The sequence below is a fragment of the Enterobacter sp. MGH 16 genome (genome assembly GCF_000493175.1).
Lineage (GTDB): Bacteria > Pseudomonadota > Gammaproteobacteria > Enterobacterales > Enterobacteriaceae > Enterobacter > Enterobacter roggenkampii.
This window is the reverse complement of record NZ_KI535695.1, coordinates 2771175-2787885: the sequence shown is the minus strand read 5'-3', so window position 1 is coordinate 2787885 and position 16711 is coordinate 2771175. Positions and strand designations below refer to the sequence as shown.

General features: G+C 54.2%; 24 protein-coding genes. All 24 read left to right on the top strand.

Going from position 1 to position 16711, the window contains the following annotated elements:
• The first annotated feature begins 12 nt into the window (after positions 1 to 12).
• Positions 13 to 1284 carry a DUF2213 domain-containing protein gene (locus tag L362_RS09810; protein ID WP_023344732.1) on the top strand — a complete coding sequence of 424 codons (1272 nt, stop codon included), beginning with the start codon at positions 13 to 15 and terminating at the stop codon, positions 1282 to 1284.
• Positions 1285 to 1295: 11 nt separating this feature from the next.
• Positions 1296 to 1799 (top strand): structural cement protein Gp24, encoded by a 504-nt coding sequence (locus tag L362_RS09815; protein WP_023344731.1) that lies wholly within the window; start codon positions 1296 to 1298, stop codon positions 1797 to 1799.
• An 11-nt stretch (positions 1800 to 1810) separates the two neighbouring features.
• Positions 1811 to 2758, top strand: a complete 948-nt coding sequence (locus L362_RS09820; protein WP_016247459.1) for a DUF2184 domain-containing protein — start codon at positions 1811 to 1813, stop codon at positions 2756 to 2758.
• A gap of 46 nt (positions 2759 to 2804) precedes the next feature.
• Positions 2805 to 3215 carry an STY1053 family phage-associated protein gene (locus L362_RS09825; RefSeq protein WP_023344730.1) on the top strand — a complete coding sequence of 137 codons (411 nt, stop codon included), beginning with the start codon at positions 2805 to 2807 and terminating at the stop codon, positions 3213 to 3215.
• Positions 3187 to 3597, top strand: coding sequence for a DUF4054 domain-containing protein (locus L362_RS09830; RefSeq protein WP_023344729.1), 411 nt, complete (start codon positions 3187 to 3189; stop codon positions 3595 to 3597). The genes L362_RS09825 and L362_RS09830 overlap by 29 nt, the downstream gene beginning before the upstream one ends.
• Positions 3594 to 4100: a hypothetical protein gene (locus L362_RS09835; RefSeq protein WP_023344728.1), complete on the top strand. Its 507-nt coding sequence runs from the start codon at positions 3594 to 3596 to the stop codon at positions 4098 to 4100. Before L362_RS09830 ends, L362_RS09835 begins: the two co-directional genes overlap by 4 nt.
• The gene (locus L362_RS09840) at positions 4100 to 4504 is read left to right on the top strand and encodes a hypothetical protein (RefSeq protein WP_023344727.1); all 405 of its coding nucleotides are present in this window, start codon (positions 4100 to 4102) and stop codon (positions 4502 to 4504) included. Before L362_RS09835 ends, L362_RS09840 begins: the two co-directional genes overlap by 1 nt.
• Complete coding sequence (locus L362_RS09845; protein WP_023150228.1) at positions 4497 to 5042, top strand: phage neck terminator protein; 546 nt, start codon at positions 4497 to 4499, stop codon at positions 5040 to 5042. Before L362_RS09840 ends, L362_RS09845 begins: the two co-directional genes overlap by 8 nt.
• Before the next feature lie 3 nt (positions 5043 to 5045).
• Positions 5046 to 6191 (top strand): DUF3383 family protein, encoded by a 1146-nt coding sequence (locus tag L362_RS09850; protein WP_023344726.1) that lies wholly within the window; start codon positions 5046 to 5048, stop codon positions 6189 to 6191.
• Between the two features lie 11 nt (positions 6192 to 6202).
• Entirely contained in the window at positions 6203 to 6643 is a 441-nt protein-coding gene (locus L362_RS09855) for a DUF3277 family protein (protein ID WP_000257260.1), read from the top strand.
• Positions 6644 to 6646: 3 nt separating this feature from the next.
• Positions 6647 to 7099, top strand: a complete 453-nt coding sequence (locus L362_RS09860) for a phage tail assembly chaperone (RefSeq protein WP_023344725.1) — start codon at positions 6647 to 6649, stop codon at positions 7097 to 7099.
• Positions 7100 to 7122: 23 nt separating this feature from the next.
• Complete coding sequence (locus tag L362_RS24955; protein ID WP_023229521.1) at positions 7123 to 7287, top strand: DUF6889 family protein; 165 nt, start codon at positions 7123 to 7125, stop codon at positions 7285 to 7287.
• Positions 7277 to 9259, top strand: coding sequence for a hypothetical protein (locus L362_RS09865; protein WP_023344724.1), 1983 nt, complete (start codon positions 7277 to 7279; stop codon positions 9257 to 9259). The genes L362_RS24955 and L362_RS09865 overlap by 11 nt, the downstream gene beginning before the upstream one ends.
• On the top strand, positions 9259 to 9846 hold the full coding sequence (locus L362_RS09870) for a phage baseplate protein (RefSeq protein WP_023344723.1): 588 nt from the start codon (positions 9259 to 9261) through the stop codon (positions 9844 to 9846). The genes L362_RS09865 and L362_RS09870 overlap by 1 nt, the downstream gene beginning before the upstream one ends.
• Positions 9846 to 10148: a phage baseplate plug family protein gene (locus L362_RS09875; RefSeq protein WP_023344722.1), complete on the top strand. Its 303-nt coding sequence runs from the start codon at positions 9846 to 9848 to the stop codon at positions 10146 to 10148. Before L362_RS09870 ends, L362_RS09875 begins: the two co-directional genes overlap by 1 nt.
• Positions 10149 to 10150: 2 nt before the next feature.
• On the top strand, positions 10151 to 11218 hold the full coding sequence (locus L362_RS09880; RefSeq protein WP_023344721.1) for a hypothetical protein: 1068 nt from the start codon (positions 10151 to 10153) through the stop codon (positions 11216 to 11218).
• Positions 11215 to 11562, top strand: coding sequence for a hypothetical protein (locus tag L362_RS09885; protein WP_023344720.1), 348 nt, complete (start codon positions 11215 to 11217; stop codon positions 11560 to 11562). Before L362_RS09880 ends, L362_RS09885 begins: the two co-directional genes overlap by 4 nt.
• 122 nt (positions 11563 to 11684) lie before the next feature.
• Positions 11685 to 12503 carry a hypothetical protein gene (locus L362_RS09890; RefSeq protein WP_155249608.1) on the top strand — a complete coding sequence of 273 codons (819 nt, stop codon included), beginning with the start codon at positions 11685 to 11687 and terminating at the stop codon, positions 12501 to 12503.
• A complete protein-coding gene (locus tag L362_RS0123085; protein ID WP_032637835.1) occupies positions 12487 to 12870 on the top strand; it encodes a hypothetical protein in 384 nt (127 codons plus the stop codon). Before L362_RS09890 ends, L362_RS0123085 begins: the two co-directional genes overlap by 17 nt.
• A gap of 60 nt (positions 12871 to 12930) precedes the next feature.
• Positions 12931 to 13683 carry a Gp138 family membrane-puncturing spike protein gene (locus tag L362_RS09895; RefSeq protein ID WP_023344718.1) on the top strand — a complete coding sequence of 251 codons (753 nt, stop codon included), beginning with the start codon at positions 12931 to 12933 and terminating at the stop codon, positions 13681 to 13683.
• On the top strand, positions 13683 to 14036 hold the full coding sequence (locus L362_RS09900) for a contractile injection system sheath initiator (RefSeq protein ID WP_023325694.1): 354 nt from the start codon (positions 13683 to 13685) through the stop codon (positions 14034 to 14036). Before L362_RS09895 ends, L362_RS09900 begins: the two co-directional genes overlap by 1 nt.
• Positions 14037 to 15236, top strand: a complete 1200-nt coding sequence (locus L362_RS09905; protein ID WP_023344717.1) for a baseplate J/gp47 family protein — start codon at positions 14037 to 14039, stop codon at positions 15234 to 15236. It begins immediately after the preceding gene.
• Positions 15233 to 15913 carry a baseplate wedge 1 family protein gene (locus L362_RS09910; protein WP_023344716.1) on the top strand — a complete coding sequence of 227 codons (681 nt, stop codon included), beginning with the start codon at positions 15233 to 15235 and terminating at the stop codon, positions 15911 to 15913. The genes L362_RS09905 and L362_RS09910 overlap by 4 nt, the downstream gene beginning before the upstream one ends.
• Positions 15913 to 16710 carry a gp53-like domain-containing protein gene (locus L362_RS24950; protein WP_023344715.1) on the top strand — a complete coding sequence of 266 codons (798 nt, stop codon included), beginning with the start codon at positions 15913 to 15915 and terminating at the stop codon, positions 16708 to 16710. Before L362_RS09910 ends, L362_RS24950 begins: the two co-directional genes overlap by 1 nt.
• Position 16711: the final 1 nt, after the last annotated feature.

The window sequence follows — 16711 nt, the reverse complement described above, 5'->3', positions numbered from 1 at the left end:
AGCAGGTAACCCATGAAATATTTCTTCACTACACGCCTGGGCGAAACGCGCTATCTACAGGCGGACGGATCGCTGCTGTGTAAAGACGTGCCGATCGCACGCACAGGGACGCAGGTCTATTTACCTGAGGAAATCGACCTCGAACCGGACGGCACCGGCACGGTGACAGTCTGGCGAACAGAAGACGAGGTGTTTTCGCCGGAGACAATGGCGAGCTTTGAGGGCGTAGCCGTCACGCTGGGGCATCCAGAGGACAGCCTGGGCAACATCGTTTTCGTGAACCCTTCTAACTTCGCAGAGCTGGCACACGGACACATTCAGAACGTCCGGCGCGGCACCGGCGATAAATCGGATCTGCTAATTGCTGACGTGCTGATTAAACGCCAGGAAGCAATCGACGCGGTGAATTCTGGCCTGACCGATGTCAGCTGTGGCTATGACGCGCAGTACAAGCAGCTGGCACCCGGCAAAGGCAAGCAATACCAAATCACAGGTAACCACCTCGCTGTCGGCATCGACCGGGGGCGTGCTGGTGGCCGCTGTGCAATCGGGGATTCCATCCCATCAACAACAAAGGAGAAGCCTGTAATGTCATGGCTTAAAAAACTGGCTCAGGCCATTAAGACGAAAGATGAGGATGCACTGGCAAAACTCATCGACGAAGCGCCGGATATGCCGTCTGATGGCATGCCTTCAATCCCCGGTTCCTCTATCACCATCAACATTCCTTCACAGGCCACAGCCTTACCTGAAGGCAATCGCACCACTACGGACGAAGGCGATCCGAACAAAGACAAAACCGGCACCGGCGATGAAGAAATTCCGGCCTGGGCGAAAGCGTTGCTGGCTCGTCTGGAAAAGCTGGAGGGTAAAACCACCGACGGCGATCCGGACCCGGGCAATATGACCACTGATGAAGACGAGGAAGAAAACCGCAAAGTGACGGGTGATGCCGCCTTTAAGCGCAACCTGATCGCCGATGCGGAAATTATCTGCCCTGGCTTCCAGCCTGCTGGTGATAAGAGTCTGAAGCGTCAGGTGCTGAGTCATGCAATGCGCACTGGCGACAGCCTGAAATCGTTCGGAGTGGATGATTTCTACAAAGCGCCAAAGGCTACGGTCGACGCGGTATTTACTGCCGCTGTGGCGCTGCATAAGGCGAAAAATCAGCTGACCCCGCTAAACAACATTACCCGCACCACGGACAGCGGAATCAGCACTAAGCACCTTTCCCCGGCAGAACTGAACAAGGTCAACGCCGAATTCTGGGCAAAAAACAAATAAGGTAAATCATCATGGCAGGTACTGCATATTTAACGCGCATGCCCCTGGGCATTGCCGGGGGCGTTACCCGTCCTCGTGATCTCACCATCGAGCCGGTTAGCCTGGACCACACGAAGCAGTTCGCGTCCTACGGGCTGGTTGGTAAATACGTGAACGATAAATTCGTTCCGCTGGAATCTGGCGACACCATCAGCAAAGTGAAAGGGATTCTGGTTCGACCGTTCCCGATTACCTCTGCTCTGGACCTTGCTTACATCGGTGTGACGGCTAATCAGGTTGGTGACAACCTGAAACGCGGTTACATCTGCGTAATAGCTACAGCAGGCAACGCGGCGACCGCGAAAAAAGGCGATCCGGTTTACGTTCGCGTGGCTGGTGGCACCACTCAAAGCCCGGTTGGCTCCTTTGTGCTGTCTCCGGACTCTACCGCATCAAATACACCTCAGCTGCCAAATGCAGAGGTCATGGGGCCGGGTGAAGCCGACGGCCGTATTGAAATCGCTTATAACATCTGAGGGAATAAGTAATGTTTACAATTGACAGAGCGACCATCGACTCCACCGGCGCGTTTCTCGTCGGCGAACTGGAGCGCATGGATCAGACGCTGAACATGCCTTTAGTGTCCTACAAATGGTCACGCGACATGCCGCTGCGCAGCGACATTTCTATCGCTGATGAAGTGTCATCCTTCACTAATACCGATTTCGTGGGCGTTGGTGGTCCAAACCCTAACGGTAAAAACTGGATCGGCAAAAAAGCTACTGCCATTCCTGGTATCGAACTCGATATTCAGCCTACCCGTAACAACCTCACCTTGTGGGGGCAGGAAATCAGCTGGACGGTGCCGGAACTGGCTTCTGCCCAGAAACTGGGCCGTCCGGTTGATGTCCAGAAATACGAAGGCATGAAACTGAAGTGGAACATGGACACCGACGAACAGGTTTATATCGGTGATAACGAGCTCGGCGTTGCTGGCCTGCTGAACCTGCCGGATGTTACTCCTGTTGCTGCAGCTGCAGCGTGGACCGCAACCACCGATCCGGATGTGATTGTTCAGGATATCAACCTGGTACTGTCTGATGGCTGGGTTCGTTCTGGTTATGCGGTCTGCCCGGCGAAAATCGGTCTGGCTCCGGAGCTGTTCGGCCTGCTGGCGAGCAAAAAGGTTTCCTCTGCAGGGAATATCTCCGTGCTGGAATACGTGAAGATTAACACCATCGCGTTTCAGGAAAACGGCACACCACTGGAGATCGTCTCCATGAAGTGGGCCTCCAAGCGTGGCGCTGGTGGCGCGCATCGTATCGTTGCTTATACCCAGGACGAAAAATACGTTCGCTTCCCTATGGTTCCTCTGCTGAACACGCCGCTGGAGTATCGCGGCCTGCAGCAGCTGACCACTTACTACGGCAAGCTGGGCCAGGTGGAAACCCCGTATTCCAATACGATCTCTTACCTGGACGTTCCGGCGTCTTAACCTGAAACAGGCGGGGAAACCCGCCTTTTTTTATGGAGCAAAAAACATGAAATACGTTGTTTCCGGTGGCGCTACTCTCAGCTTTTCCGACGGTTCTAAATTTGAGCTGTCTCAGGGCATCCACGACAGTTCCTCTTTCCCGAAAGAAGTGAAGGACCACTGGGCTTTTAAAGCCTATGCGCGCCCGATTGACGAAGCCGACCTGGCGCACGAGCAGAGCAATGAAGACCTTTCCGCGAGCCTTGTTCTCCTGGCAGAAGAAAATAACACCCTGAAAGCGCAGCTGGCTGAGCATGAAAAAACCATCACCGCGCTGGGGAATGAAAACACAGACCTGAAAGCGCAGCTGGCAGCCGCTCAGGCACCAGCAGGCGGTAAACCTGCCGACAGCACGGACAAAACCGATAACACCGCCGGGGACGCGAAAAATGCCAAAAAACAGCAGGCTTCCGACTAACGAGCAGTTCCGCACCGACTTTCCCGAGTTCGCCGATAAAACCCGCTACCCTGACCCCTCAGTGAATTTCTATCTGGGGCAGGCCGATTCACTCCTGAATCAGGACGTACAGGGCGATCAGTTCGTCTACCTGGCCGAGCTATTCACAGCTCACTATACGGAGCTGCGCGGCCGCACGCTGGCCGCCGCTACCGCTGGTGGTGTGAACAGCAACGGCGCTGCAGGTGTAGTGTCCTCTAAGTCCGTGGATAAGGTTTCAGTGAGCTATGACGTGTCCGGGGTAATCAATCCGGATGCCGGTTTCTGGAACAGCACCGCCTACGGGCGCGAGTTCTACTGGTGGTGGTCGATGTTCGGTGCTGGTGGCAGGCAGCTGCTATGAAAAGCGGGTTAACGGTTCGTGCTGATAACGCCGTGGCTGTTCTGGAATCCCTCCGCCAGCTATCCGGAATGGATGTGCTGGTAGGAATACCTGAGGACAAGGCAGGGCGTGAGGATGGCTCTCCGATTAATAACGCGGAACTGGGCTATCTCCACTCGACGGGGGCAACGGTGGAAATCGACGGTACGACAGTCACGCTTCCCCCACGTCCTTTTCTGGATATGGGGATCGAGGATTCAAAACCCCGAACCACTGCACACCTCAAGGCAGCGGCAACCGCCGCGCTGGAGGGGCAGACTGAAGCAGCAGTGCGTGAGCTGGAGAGCGCCGGACAGATTGCCCGTGACGCTGCAAAAGCCGTTATCGGTGCTGGTGACCGATTGCACCCACTTTCTGAGAAAACCCTCGAACGCAGAAGGGCCGAGGGCATTCCCGGCGAAAAGCCGCTTTATGCCCACGGATACCTGTTGCGCTCAATTAACTACGTCGTGAGGAAAAAATAATGCCTCTTCTCGATGTGAGCGATGTTCTTCTCGATCCCGACTTCATGGACACCAGTCTGGTGTGTCACCGGCAGGTTCAGACGGTGGATGAGGACAATTTCACGAAAAACACAGCTCAGGATATCCCATTCTCTGGCGTGGTGACGGTTGACCGTTCTCTGGAAGCCAGGCGAATGGCGGCAGGCCAGAACATCAGCGGTGCGATCCTCATCGTGACGCAGTTCAGATTAACCCAGGGCCAGCCCGGTTCAGACAGCGCCCCGCGACTTGATGCCGATATCGTGAGCTATAACGGGCGTGCTTACCGGGTGACATTTGTCGATCCGTACACCAGTTACGGCGCCGGATTCGTCCAGGCGCATTGTGAGCTGGTGGACTTTAACGGAGGGACGCCAGTTGAGTAACGACAGCACCGCGCGCGGTTATCTGACGCCTGTCGGGGATAGCCCCCAGTATGACGAGGCGCTGGAGCGTGAAATCAGCCGGTGGATTCGTGGCGTTTCTGGCTTGCCGGCCGCGCTTGTTTTCCCCCGATGGACTGACCCGCAGCCGCAGATCCCCAACAACGGGGTGACGTGGTGCGCCTTCGGTATCACTACCGTTCCCCAGCCGTTAAGCCAATCCGATGTTCAGGTTTCGGAAGAACAGTCCGAGCAATGGACATGGGAACAGGTAACGGTGATTTGCTGCTTCTATGGCCCTCTGGGGGCCAACACTGCATCAACTTTCCGCGCGGGGATATTTGTCGAGCAAAACAACGCCGAACTGAATCGCTCGGGGCTTTCGCTGGTGGAGGCCGGGACTATCTACAACCTGCCAGAGCTCATTAATAACCAGTGGGTGAGGCGCTACGACCTCACCATCACGTTGTCCCGCAAAAACATTCGTACCTACAACGTCCGGACGCTACAAGATGCGCCCGTCTCATTTTTCGGAGACTAAATTATGCCGCAGGGATTACCTGTATCTAACGTCGTTAATGTCGACGTGATCATTGGGCCGCGTGCGGCTACTGGTCGAAACTTTGGTTCGCTGCTCATTCTCGGGAGTTCTACGGTTATCCCGGTTTCTGAGCGTATTCGCCTCTACTCATCCCCTGAAGATATCGGCTCTGATTTCGGCGTGGATAGCCCGGAATATGAAGCCGCGACCGTATATTTCTCGCAATCGCCGAAACCGCAGCAGGTGTATGTCGGTCGCTGGGCTAAAACGCTGGTATCGGCTGAAAGCGGTTCGACGGAAACGCTACTGCAGGCGGTGAACGCCGTTCTGAATTACACGAACTGGTACGGCCTGGCCGTGGCTGACGATGAAGATATCGACGATGCCGACTGGCTGAGCGTGGCCGCTGCGATTGAGGCCTCCAGTCTCAGCCGAATTCTGGCGATTACCACTGCAGAGCCTGAGACGGTAAACGCGACCTCCACTACCGACCTAGCTTATAAGCTGAAGGCGGCAAAATACGCTCGCACGTTTGTGCAGTATTCCACCAGCAGCAAGTACGCCGCGCTGTCTGCGTTTGGCCGCGCGTTTACTGTGAATTTCAACGGCAGCAACACCACCATTACCCTGAAATTCAAGCAGGAGCCGGGGATCACCTATGAAACCCTGACCACCAATCAGGCGGCGGCGCTGGATGCCAAAAACTGCAACGTATTTGTGTACTACCAGAACGATACGGCCATCCTGCAGCAGGGCGTCATGTCCAGCGGTGATTTCTTCGACGAACGCCACGGGCTCGACTGGCTGCAGAACTACGTTCAGACCAACTTGTACAACCTGCTCTACACCAGCACAACCAAAGTCCCACAGACCGATGCTGGCGTTACGCGTCTGCTTTCCAATGTTGAGCAGTCGATGGATCAGTCCGTCACGAACGGGCTGGTGGCTGCTGGCGTATGGAACGGTGGCCCGATTGGGCAGCTGGATTCCGGCGACACGCTGACAAAAGGCTATTACGTCTACGCGCAGCCGATTTCCGAGCAGGCGCAGGCTGACCGTGAAGCACGTAAGGCACCTGTTATTCAGGTGGCCTGTAAGCTGGCGGGTGCGGTTCATTTCGCTGATGTGCAGATCAACGTCGTTCGCTAAGGAGAACATGAATGGCTACTTATTCTTTTATGGACGTCACGGCGTCCCTCTCCGGCCCGACCGGCGAGATTGATCTGGGCTACGGTTCCGCCAGTTCAGAGGAGGGGATCACCGTTGCAATGGGCGGCCCCAAAAATACCATGACCATCGGCGCTGACGGCGAAGTGATGCACAGCCTGCACGCGGATAAAAGCGGCACGGTAACCGTCAACCTGCTGAAGACCTCGCCGACAAACAAAAAGCTGTCGCTGGCGTACAACGCGCAGAGTCAGTCCTCAGGTACCTGGGGAAACAACGTCATTGTGATCCGCAACAAGGTGAGCGGAGACATCATCACGGCGCGCAGCGTGGCGTTCCAGAAACAGCCGGATAACGCCAACGCTAAAGCCGGTAATACGATGCCCTGGGTGTTTGACTGCGGCAAAATCGACCAGGTTCTCGGAGAGTTTTAACAGATGGAATGCTCAATCAAAGGCCACGATTACCGCGTGGCAAAACTCAGCGTTTTTGACCAGCTGAAAGTGACCCGCAAACTGCTGCCGGTGCTGGCGGGCATGATGTCAGATTTCGGGAGCATTCGCTCCCTTCTGCCTGCTGATGGCAAAATCGACACCGTGAAATTCGATCAGTTGAAACCGGTGTTTGAAACCCTGCTCCCGCGCATCGCTGAGGAACTGTCTTCCCTGACTGAAGAAGATACCAACGCGATTATTCATCCGTGCCTGGCCGTGGTATCACGCAAGCACATGGACGGATGGACGCCGGTATTCAACAGCGGTCAGCTGATGTTCGATGATATCGACCTGCTGACCATGCTGCAGCTGGTGGCGCGGGTGGTCGCCGATTCGCTGGGAAATTTTTTGCCCGTGAGCCCTACCAGCGCGACGCTGGGCCAGCCTCAGGGTTAACCCTCAACAGCCTGCCTGACGGGCTGTCTTATCTCCTTGACCCGGTTGACGCCGGGTTAATCCCTTATTACGCGCTGAAGGATGGATCGGTCGATCTGTGTGATATCGCGCTGATGAATGACCACCTGGCCGTTAAGGCAGACAACCAGCGCCGTATTGAGAAATGGAGAGAGGATAATGAACGCTGAGACTATTAAAGATTTCCTCGTCTCGCTCGGTTTTGATATCGACGAAGCGGGTGCGTCAAAATTCGACTCAGTTCTCGCCGGTACGACCGCAAACGCTATCAAAATGGGGCTGGCCGTCGAAGGTGCCGCGCTTACCGTGGTGGCCTTCACGGCTAAGATCGCCTCGGGGCTGGATAATCTCTACTGGGCGTCACAGCGCACCGGCGCGACGGTTCAGGGGATTCAGTCTATTGGCTATGCTGTTTCGCAGGTAGGCGGCAGCGTAGACGCGGCGCGCTCCTCACTGGAAAGCCTCTCCCGGTTTGTTCGTAACAATCCCGGCGCGGAAGGCTTCCTGAATCGCTTGGGCGTACAGACCCGTGACGCCAGCGGCAACATGCGCGATATGGCCGCTATCTTTACGGGTGTCGGCCAGAAGCTCAGCAGCATGCCGTATTACCGGGCTAACCAGTATGCGCAGATGCTGGGCATTGACGAAAATACCCTGATGGCGATGCGTCGGGGTGTGGGCGGTTTCTCCGGGCAGTACAGCGCAATGGCGAAAGCTATCGGCTTCAATGCTGACGAGGCGGCCAGAAGCTCCAACAAATTCATGACCTCCCTGCGCGAGTTCGGCGCGATGGCAGGCATGGCCCGTGACAAAATCGGCTCTAATCTTGCTGGTGGTCTGGCGGGTTCGCTGGACACGCTGCGCCGACACATCCTGGATAACTTCCCGCGCATCGAGCAGACCCTGACGAAAGCCATAAAAGGCATTCTGGCGCTCGGGGACATTATCGGGCGGCTGTTCTTCAGGCTTATTGAGGGGACATCCAGCCTTATCACCTGGTGGCAATCGCTGGATAAGCAAACGCGGGAGCTCATCTCGTTGTTCGGCGCGCTGACGATTGCGCTGCGCATTCTGAACAGTACGTTCTGGATGTCGCCGATTGGCCTAATTACCGCGCTGGCGGCGGGGATTGCCCTTCTGTGGGAGGACTATCAGACCTGGAAGGAAGGCGGGGACAGCCTGATTGACTGGGGCAAGTGGAAGCCGGAAGTCGACGCCGCGATGAAGATGGTTCGTGACCTTAAAACGACCGTTAACGACCTGGCGAAAGCGCTGGCGAAGCTGCTCAATATTGACCCCAAATCATGGTCCCTGAAGTGGGATTTCAGCAACTTTATCGACCAGATGGGCGAGTTCAGCAAAATGCTGAATATGATCGCCGACCTACTCAACGCCATTAAAGATGGCCGCTGGGCTGATGCCGCCAGTATCGGCAAACAGATGCTTAATCAGGGCAGCGAAAATCCGTCAGCGATGCCGATGGTAACAGACAGCGCCAACGGTACCGCCGACTGGATTAAAGAGCACTGGGGATTCGATCCTCGCAGCGTGGGCCGAACGGTTCGCGGCTGGTTTGGTGATGATGAGCCAGATCAGATTGGACAGGCTGCAAAGCGAGGTGAACGGAACAATAATCCCGGAAACCTGAATTTTGCTGGTCAGGCGGGGGCTGAACTTGAGCGCCCCGGCGGCAGGTTTGCCCGATTCGAAACCGCCTTCGATGGTTTGCGCGCTCTTTCGCGCCAGCTCGTGCTGTATGCAGGAAGAGGGATTAACAGCGTAGAGAAAATTATCTCCACCTGGGCGCCCGCTTCCGACAATAACAATACAGCAGCCTATATACAGGCGGTTTCCCAACGTCTGGGAGTAAACCCGCAGGCCGCTTTAAATATTAACGACCCACAAACGATGTCGGCATTAATGAGCAGCATTATTCACCATGAGAATGGGCGAAACATCTATTCGAAGGAGTTAATCGGGAAGGCTGCCGTCGCGGGAATTGGCGGGGCGAACGTGAACCAGAAAAACACCTACCACATTTACGGTGGTGGTGACCCGCGTTCTGTCGGTACCGAGGTCGAGCGTCGACAGCAGTCGGCAAACGCCCAGGTTATGCGCGGTAATCAAACGAAGGTGGGCTAATGGATATTCTCTCTACGCTCTTTCAGCAGCAGAGCCGAAAAATAGGGATGATTGTCCCCAGCGTGGTTGTTTCTGAGAAGCATACCGACACGCTGGAGATAACAGAGCACCCTGTCGAGGTCGGGGCCGCCATCGCCGACCATGCCTACAAAAAACCGTCTGAAGTGGTGATGGAGGTCGGTTTCGCTGGTGGCGGATCGTTGCTGGATTTTGCCAGTAACCTGACGGCTACCAGCCTGCTTGGTCTAAGTCCCCAGCAGACGTATCAGGAGATACTCGACCTGCAGGCGAGCCGTATTCCTTTCGACGTGGTGACCGGCAAACGGCTGTATAGCAACATGCTGATCCGCGCGCTGGAAGTGACGACAGACAAGACAACCGAAAACGTCCTGTCTGCCGTTCTCACCCTGAGGGAGGTTCTTATCTCGCAGACGCAGCAGATCACCGTCGCGGATAAAACCAACATGAAGGACGGGGCCAGCACGTCGGCGGTACTGAATACCGGCAACAAAACCACAAAGCCGCCAAATCCCTCGCTGCTGAAAAGCATCACGGGTAACGCGGCGTCATTACTGGGGCTCGGCTAATGGCAATTCAGGAAATCCCGCTGACAGCGGATAACCAGCAATTCAGCATCATCCTGGCAGGTACCACCTGGCGGATTAGCATCACCTGGCGCGATCTGTACTGGATTTTGGACCTGCAGAACGACAGGGGGGAGCCGGTAATCTCCGGTATTCCTCTTGTAACGGGGGCTGACCTGCTGGCGCAGTACGGCTATATGGGGCTCGGCTTTAAGCTGGTGGTGGTCTGTGACGACAGCACACAGGATTATCCGACGAAAACCGACCTGGGCGGCCGCAGTCATTTACTGGTATCAACGGAGTAAGCATGTCACAGAACTGGATGAGACATTTCGAGCTGCAGCTCGTGGACGAGAACGGGCAGGGTATCGAGCTCAGCGATTTTAAAGTGACCTTTACGATCGACTGGTTCAACATCAGCAGCGCGTCACGGGTTGGAACGTTCAAAATTTACAACCTGTCAGCTGATACGGTGAACCGCATCACCGGGCAGGAGTTTTCTAAGGTGCGGCTGATTGCCGGTTACGACGGAATTGCGCCGGAGGTGTCGGCAAGCGATGTCGGGACCGTGCGCGAAGTCGACGCGGCGGACGTGGGCCAGAGTGATGGCCGGAACTACGGGCTGATTTTCAGCGGCGAAATACGCTACTCGGTCACCGGTAAAGACAGCCCCATTGATTCCTACGTCCTGATTCAGGCAGCCGATACGGATCTGGCTTTTGCTACCAGCATAACCTCGCAGACGCTGGCCGCCGGTTACACGGTTGCAGACGTGAACCGCGCGCTGATGAAAGACTTCGAGGCCAAAGGCGCGACAGAAGGCCTGACGCCTGAAATGCCTGCTACCGTATTCCCCCGGGGTCGGGTGCTGTTCGGCATGACACGGCATCTTATGGACAACGTGGCCGGACAATGTGGCGCAACATGGCAATTCGTGGACGGCCAGCGGCAGATGGTGGCGAATAACGAGTATGTTCACGACGCGATTGTGCTAAACAGCGCTACCGGGCTTATCGGTATGCCACAGCAGACCATCGGCAACGGCGTAAACGTCCGCGCGCTGATTAACCCGAATATCCGGGTTAACGGGCTTATTCAGCTGGATCAGGCTTCCGTGTATCGCACCGCGCTGTCGAACAATGATATCGCTATGGCTGGTGGGCAGATCACCGACCAGAACACGGACGGAAATATCACGCTCAGCGGCACCACGGCGCAGCCTGCCAGCATCGCAACGGATGGCGTTTATATTGTGCGCGGGATTATGTACACTGGCGATACAAGGGGCCAGGCGTGGTACATGGATATGATGTGCGAAGCGCGTGGCGCGGCGGATTTACTCTCGTCCTCGGCGCAGCAAAGGATTTATTCATGAAGCGTATGAAGTTAGTTCTGACAATTTCGTTATTGTTCTCCTGCTCAGCGGCTTTTGCTGATTTGCAATGCGGCGGATATCGACTTCATGCGGCTGATAACGGTTGGACGAAAATCAACGGTGAACAGGTAACATCTCAGAAGATTAAGTTTCTTGGCAAGAAAGATGACTGGGACAACGTTAAAACCGACATGGGCCTGATGCCTTCCCGTGATGGTAACAATTACGGCTTTGAGTTTGTGAAGCGTAACGGAAAAGCTTTCCTGAATGTCCAACTGCTGCAGAACAGCATGGACGCGCCGAAAATCATCGGATCTTTCCCGTGTAAAAAGGTTGCTGGTTGAAGGTTGACGGGCCTCTATGCTACGTACGATTCAGTCATGGCGAAGTGGTCAACCATCTACTAATTATTGGCGAGGCATGTTGAAGGAGGTTATCATGATAAAAGGAATTTATGGAGATAGCCGTGGTTAAGACTGACGCTCAAAAATCTAAAGACATCGATATTTCCAATCGAATCGCGTCTTTTGTGAAACCATATTTGCTGATAGACGAGCAAGTATCTTCATTCGTTGTTAAAAGAGCTTTAGAGCAATCCCTTGAAATTAAAAGTGAATCAATAAAATACTCGACGCAATCATTGATTTATTTCAGCTGCTTTGACATTGCCAATGGTGTGGAGTTAGCTGAGAAATCTATTGATCTAGACCCCAACGATTCTGTTAGCTGGAACCACTACATGCTTGGAATGTTCTGGCGCTTAGGACCACAGGAAGCGCTAGATGTCGTCAGGAGAGCTCGTAGACATATAGTTAGTTGGGAGATGATGCGTAACGGCTTATTTTATGCAATTCAAACTGCCGACTACTCTGCTTTAAAAAATTTATATTTTGAGCTAAAGAAAGCTGAAAAGTTGGATGAGTTAGTGGATGCAAGGCGAGACAAGCGAGAGAGGCGAGCTTTGGATAGAGCACTTGATTACGCAAAACTTGCTGAAGAGCACAATAAAATTGAAGCTATTCGAACACTTTCTGCTCTGATGATGGAACAACTCGATTGGCAGCAAAAGCAGCATGCATCCCCACGGCTTTTGGATGTTACTGACGAAGATGGGCAGTCTTTACTATTAGAAATTTATGTTTTGGATTCTGATTCTAAGAAGTGCTCAGACATGAATATCAAGCTGATTTCTCAACGAGCTTCATTAGGCATGATTGATTGGGCTTTGGGTGGCCTGTTTGTTAGTAGCGACAAGGAAGACGTGCTGAATGCCTGTAAATCCTAATGATTTCTTAGATATAGCGATTGATTACACTGCATCTGGAGATGAAATTCAGCTACGAAATGCGGTAAGCAGAGCATACTATGCTGGATATCTTCATGTGTTAGACAGGGTTAATGCTGCAGGTATTTTGCTTGTAGGAAGTCCTTCAGGCATGCATGAGAAACTAATACACACCTTTAACTCAAATGGTTGCGCAAAATTGAACGGTGGGATGAAACCACCTAAGCAATATGAAATTGCTGGTTTATTGAAATTAACTAAGCAGCTTCGGGCAAAGGCAGATTACTCGTTGGATTCGACTATCACACAAGACGATAAAGATGCTGCTATAAGCAATGCTAAAGAACTGATGAAGTTAGTACCGTAATAAAATTAAATCTATCGAACCCGCCACCCGGCGGGTTTTTTGCTTTCTGGAGCCTACAAAATGGCAGTATCTGACCAGACCCGCAGCGGCGACCTTGCCGAAACATTCAAATCTGAGCGGGACACAACAAAGAACCAGATCCGCGTCGCTTTGCCTGGCATCGTCCAGTCATTCGATACTGACGCGGTGACGGCGGTTGTGCAGCCTGCTATCCGTTCGGTTGAAACGGATAACGAAGGGAATCGCATTACCAAAAATTACCCGCTTCTGGTGGATGTGCCGGTGGTATTTCCGCGCGGCGGGGGATGCACGCTGACGTTCCCTGTTAAAGCCGGCGATGAATGCCTGGTGATTTTCGCCGATCGCTGCATCGATTTCTGGTGGCAGAACGGCGGGGTGCAGGAGCCTGTCGACGACCGGGTGCATGATTTATCGGATGCGTTCTGTATCGTCGGGCCGCAGTCTCAGGCGCAGAAAATCAGCGGAATCAGCACGGGGGCCGCTCAGTTGCGCAGCGACGACGGAAGCACGTTCTTTGAGCTCAACCCCACTACGCAGAAAATTAAAATCGTAGCGCCTGGCGGTCTGGATGTAGTTACCCCGCAGGCCGACTTCTCGGCGAAAGTTACCATTCACGGGCTCCTGTCCTGGCTGGGTGGAATGGTGGGTTCTGTTGCTTCTGGCGTTGCATCCAAAATCACCGGCGCTGTCGAGTTTATCGGTACCGTTAAAGCTAACGGCAAGACAATCGATGATACGCACACTCACGGCGGCGTGCAGCACGGCACCAGCAACACAGACGGGGTGAACTGATGCGATACAGACGTGAAGATGCCGACGGTGATTACACCTTTGGCAGCGGCGATGATACTTGGCTGATTAACTCACCTGAGGCCGTGGCGCAGGCCGTGAAAACGCGCTTCGAATTGTGGTATGGGCAATGGTTTCTCGACACTACAGAGGGGACACCGTGGATTCAGTCCGTACTCGGTAAGCAGAAGCCGGAAACATACAACCTGGCGATCCGTAAGCGCATCCTCGAGACGCGGGGTGTTAAATCCATCCTCTCTTTCAATACGACAGTGAATACTACGACGCGCCGCGTCCAGTTCTTCGCTGAAATCGACACCATCTACGGAACAACGACAGTAACCAGCGAGGCATAAATGGCCCTCAATTTGGACACACTCGGCTTATCGGCAACGGTAACCGCTGAGGGGATCAGTGCGCCTGATTACCAGACGATACTCGATACCCTGACGAGCTATTTCCAGCAGATTTATGGCAGTGACGCTTATCTGGAGACGGACAGCAAAGACGGCCAGATGGTGGCGCTGGTGGCGCTGGCTATTCACGATGCCAACAACACGGCCATCTCCGTTTATAACTGCTTCTCACCTGCAACAAGTTACGGGGCCGCGCTGACCAGTAACGTAAAAATTAACGGTATCGCGCGCCGGGGGGAGACGAACTCTACCGTAGATCTAGTTCTGGCCGGAACTCCCGGGACATCCATCACAAACGGTACCGTGAAAGACACGAATAACGTGATCTGGCGGCTTCCTGCCTCAGTGACGATCGGTGTCGGCGGTACCGTGACGGTAACTGCAACCTGCTCAAACAGCGGAGCGGTTGCGGCGCTGGCCGGGACGATCACCACTATCAACACACCTACCCGTGGCTGGGCTTCAGTAACCAACCCGGCGGCGGCCACCGTAGGCGCACCGGCGGAAACCGACGCAGAGCTGCGCATCAGGCAGGGGCAAAGCGTAGCGCTGCCATCCCTCACACCGTTTGAAGGTGTCGACGGTGCAATCGCTAACGTTGCAGGCGTGACGCGTCACAAGCTCTACGAGAATGATACTGGTGCAACCGACAGCAACGGGCTGCCGCCTCATTCCATTTCCGCCATAGTTGATGGAGGTGATGTTACCGAGATAGCCCAAACAATCCGGGGTAACAAAGGGCAGGGAACGGCAACTTACGGGACAACCTCTGTCACGGTACCGGACACCTACGGCAACCCACACGTGATCAGCTTCTCGCGGTCTACTGATGTCCCGATTTACGGGCATATTACCCTGAAAGCCTTCACGGGCTACACGTCGCAAATTGGCGTACAGATTCAGCAGGCCGTCGCGGATTACATCAACGGGCTGACGATCGGCGACGATGTGCTGCTGAGCAGGATTTACTCTCCGGCTAACCTCGGCGTAGTGAGTGGTGGCAATGCACGCTACTACGACATACAGGAGCTGCTGATTGGCAAATCAGCCGGTAGCGTCGCGGCGGCAAACATCATTATCGCCTACGACGAATCCGCGTCGTGTAAACCCGAAAACATTGTTCTAACGGTGACGTCATGAGCAAGTACACGGACTTAATCACCAACTATCACGCCACGAAGCCGAAATTTTTTGATCACGTCGACCTGAGCACGCGGCCACTGATTGATATCACTACCGCCACCCGGGGACTGGTAACCGCTTTCGACATTGATACGGCCGTCGGCGTCCAGCTCGATACGCTCGGCCTCTGGATTGGTCGCAGTCGCATAGTAAGCCAGCCGATAAGCGGCGTTTATTTCAGCCTGGACACTGACGGGCTCGGGTTCGATCAGGGGATATGGCAAGGCCCGTATGACCCCGATTCAGGCTACACCACGTTGAGCGATGAAACTTATCGCATCGTTCTTAAAGCGAAAATCGCTATCAACAACTGGGACGGCCGGAATGATTCGCTGCCTCCCATCCTCGACGCTGCAACTGAAGGTTCTGGCCTGAAGATGCAAATCGTAGACAACCAGGACATGACGATCTCGGTCTGGGTTTTTCCAGAGACTGATATTTCTGACGTGTCTCTAGAACTAATCGCAGCAATTCGCCAGGGCTACCTGACGGTGAAAGCTGCTGGCGTATGGGGAGGAAGCATAGAAACCCCGGCGGTAGAGACTCCGTCAGAAGGTAACCGATTTTTCGGTTTTGACATAGAAAACGAATACATCGCCGGATTTGATGAAGGCGCATGGGGGAAATTACTCTGATGGCTATAAACGATTTTAAACCTTTTGCTACAGGCGCTGGCGCCAACGTTACACCACAGGCTGAATGGGAAGCTCTTGCCGCTCTCTCAGGGGGCTTTCAGGCTGGCGTAGCCAAAAGCTCGCAAATGAACAAAGCATTTCGTCAGGCCAGCTTTATCGCCGCTGCGCTGGCGCAGTACACCGCCAACAAAAGCGGGCTGGATGTGCTTGATGATGGGGATGTTGCAGGATTTATCTCGAAGATGTCCACCGCGTTCGGTAAGGACTTCCAGGCGCTTGACGCCACACTGACTGCACTTGCCGGCCTCGCTACAGGGGTAAATAAGCTTCCGTATTTCACTGGGACAGATAGTGCAGCACAAACTGACCTCACGCAGATCGGTCGGGACGTCATCGGTCAGACAACCGTGGCGAACCTTCTCACATACCTTGGTTTGGGGGAGGCGGCAAAACGTGGTGTCGGTACTGGCAATAATCAGCTGCCTGATATGTCCAGCTTTGCAGCGTCGTTGTCGGGTAATGGCTGGCAAAAGCTGCCCAGCGGTCTGATTATTCAGTGGGCACAAGTTCTATCAAACTCTGGGGGATTTGCTCCCTGGACATACCCGATTGCATTCCCTAATGCCTGCCTGCAAGCCTATGCAAGCGCATTTGTGGGGGTAACAGCCAATAACTTTACATTAACAATGATTGGTAATCCGGGTACTACAGCAGTGACAACTGCCTGCTACGTTAATGGCGTGCAGTCCAGCACTGCCGGTCAGGTTGGGGTTCGTTATATGGCAATAGGATACTGAA

Excerpts from the sequence above, each read along its gene's own strand:
- L362_RS09810 (WP_023344732.1), top strand. The coding sequence starts at position 13 with ATGAAATATTTCTTCACTACACGCCTGGGCGAAACGCGCTATCTACAG.
- L362_RS09875 (WP_023344722.1), top strand. The coding sequence starts at position 9,846 with ATGGCAATTCAGGAAATCCCGCTGACAGCGGATAACCAGCAATTCAGC.
- L362_RS09825 (WP_023344730.1), top strand. The coding sequence starts at position 2,805 with ATGAAATACGTTGTTTCCGGTGGCGCTACTCTCAGCTTTTCCGACGGT.
- L362_RS09855 (WP_000257260.1), top strand. The coding sequence starts at position 6,203 with ATGGCTACTTATTCTTTTATGGACGTCACGGCGTCCCTCTCCGGCCCG.
- L362_RS09865 (WP_023344724.1), top strand. The coding sequence starts at position 7,277 with ATGAACGCTGAGACTATTAAAGATTTCCTCGTCTCGCTCGGTTTTGAT.
- L362_RS09820 (WP_016247459.1), top strand. The coding sequence starts at position 1,811 with ATGTTTACAATTGACAGAGCGACCATCGACTCCACCGGCGCGTTTCTC.
- L362_RS09885 (WP_023344720.1), top strand. The coding sequence starts at position 11,215 with ATGAAGCGTATGAAGTTAGTTCTGACAATTTCGTTATTGTTCTCCTGC.
- L362_RS09815 (WP_023344731.1), top strand. The coding sequence starts at position 1,296 with ATGGCAGGTACTGCATATTTAACGCGCATGCCCCTGGGCATTGCCGGG.
- L362_RS24950 (WP_023344715.1), top strand. The coding sequence starts at position 15,913 with ATGGCTATAAACGATTTTAAACCTTTTGCTACAGGCGCTGGCGCCAAC.
- L362_RS09860 (WP_023344725.1), top strand. The coding sequence starts at position 6,647 with ATGGAATGCTCAATCAAAGGCCACGATTACCGCGTGGCAAAACTCAGC.
- L362_RS09870 (WP_023344723.1), top strand. The coding sequence starts at position 9,259 with ATGGATATTCTCTCTACGCTCTTTCAGCAGCAGAGCCGAAAAATAGGG.
- L362_RS09830 (WP_023344729.1), top strand. The coding sequence starts at position 3,187 with ATGCCAAAAAACAGCAGGCTTCCGACTAACGAGCAGTTCCGCACCGAC.
- L362_RS09840 (WP_023344727.1), top strand. The coding sequence starts at position 4,100 with ATGCCTCTTCTCGATGTGAGCGATGTTCTTCTCGATCCCGACTTCATG.
- L362_RS09835 (WP_023344728.1), top strand. The coding sequence starts at position 3,594 with ATGAAAAGCGGGTTAACGGTTCGTGCTGATAACGCCGTGGCTGTTCTG.
- L362_RS0123085 (WP_032637835.1), top strand. The coding sequence starts at position 12,487 with ATGCCTGTAAATCCTAATGATTTCTTAGATATAGCGATTGATTACACT.
- L362_RS09895 (WP_023344718.1), top strand. The coding sequence starts at position 12,931 with ATGGCAGTATCTGACCAGACCCGCAGCGGCGACCTTGCCGAAACATTC.
- L362_RS09850 (WP_023344726.1), top strand. The coding sequence starts at position 5,046 with ATGCCGCAGGGATTACCTGTATCTAACGTCGTTAATGTCGACGTGATC.
- L362_RS09905 (WP_023344717.1), top strand. The coding sequence starts at position 14,037 with ATGGCCCTCAATTTGGACACACTCGGCTTATCGGCAACGGTAACCGCT.
- L362_RS09880 (WP_023344721.1), top strand. The coding sequence starts at position 10,151 with ATGTCACAGAACTGGATGAGACATTTCGAGCTGCAGCTCGTGGACGAG.
- L362_RS09910 (WP_023344716.1), top strand. The coding sequence starts at position 15,233 with ATGAGCAAGTACACGGACTTAATCACCAACTATCACGCCACGAAGCCG.
- L362_RS09900 (WP_023325694.1), top strand. The coding sequence starts at position 13,683 with ATGCGATACAGACGTGAAGATGCCGACGGTGATTACACCTTTGGCAGC.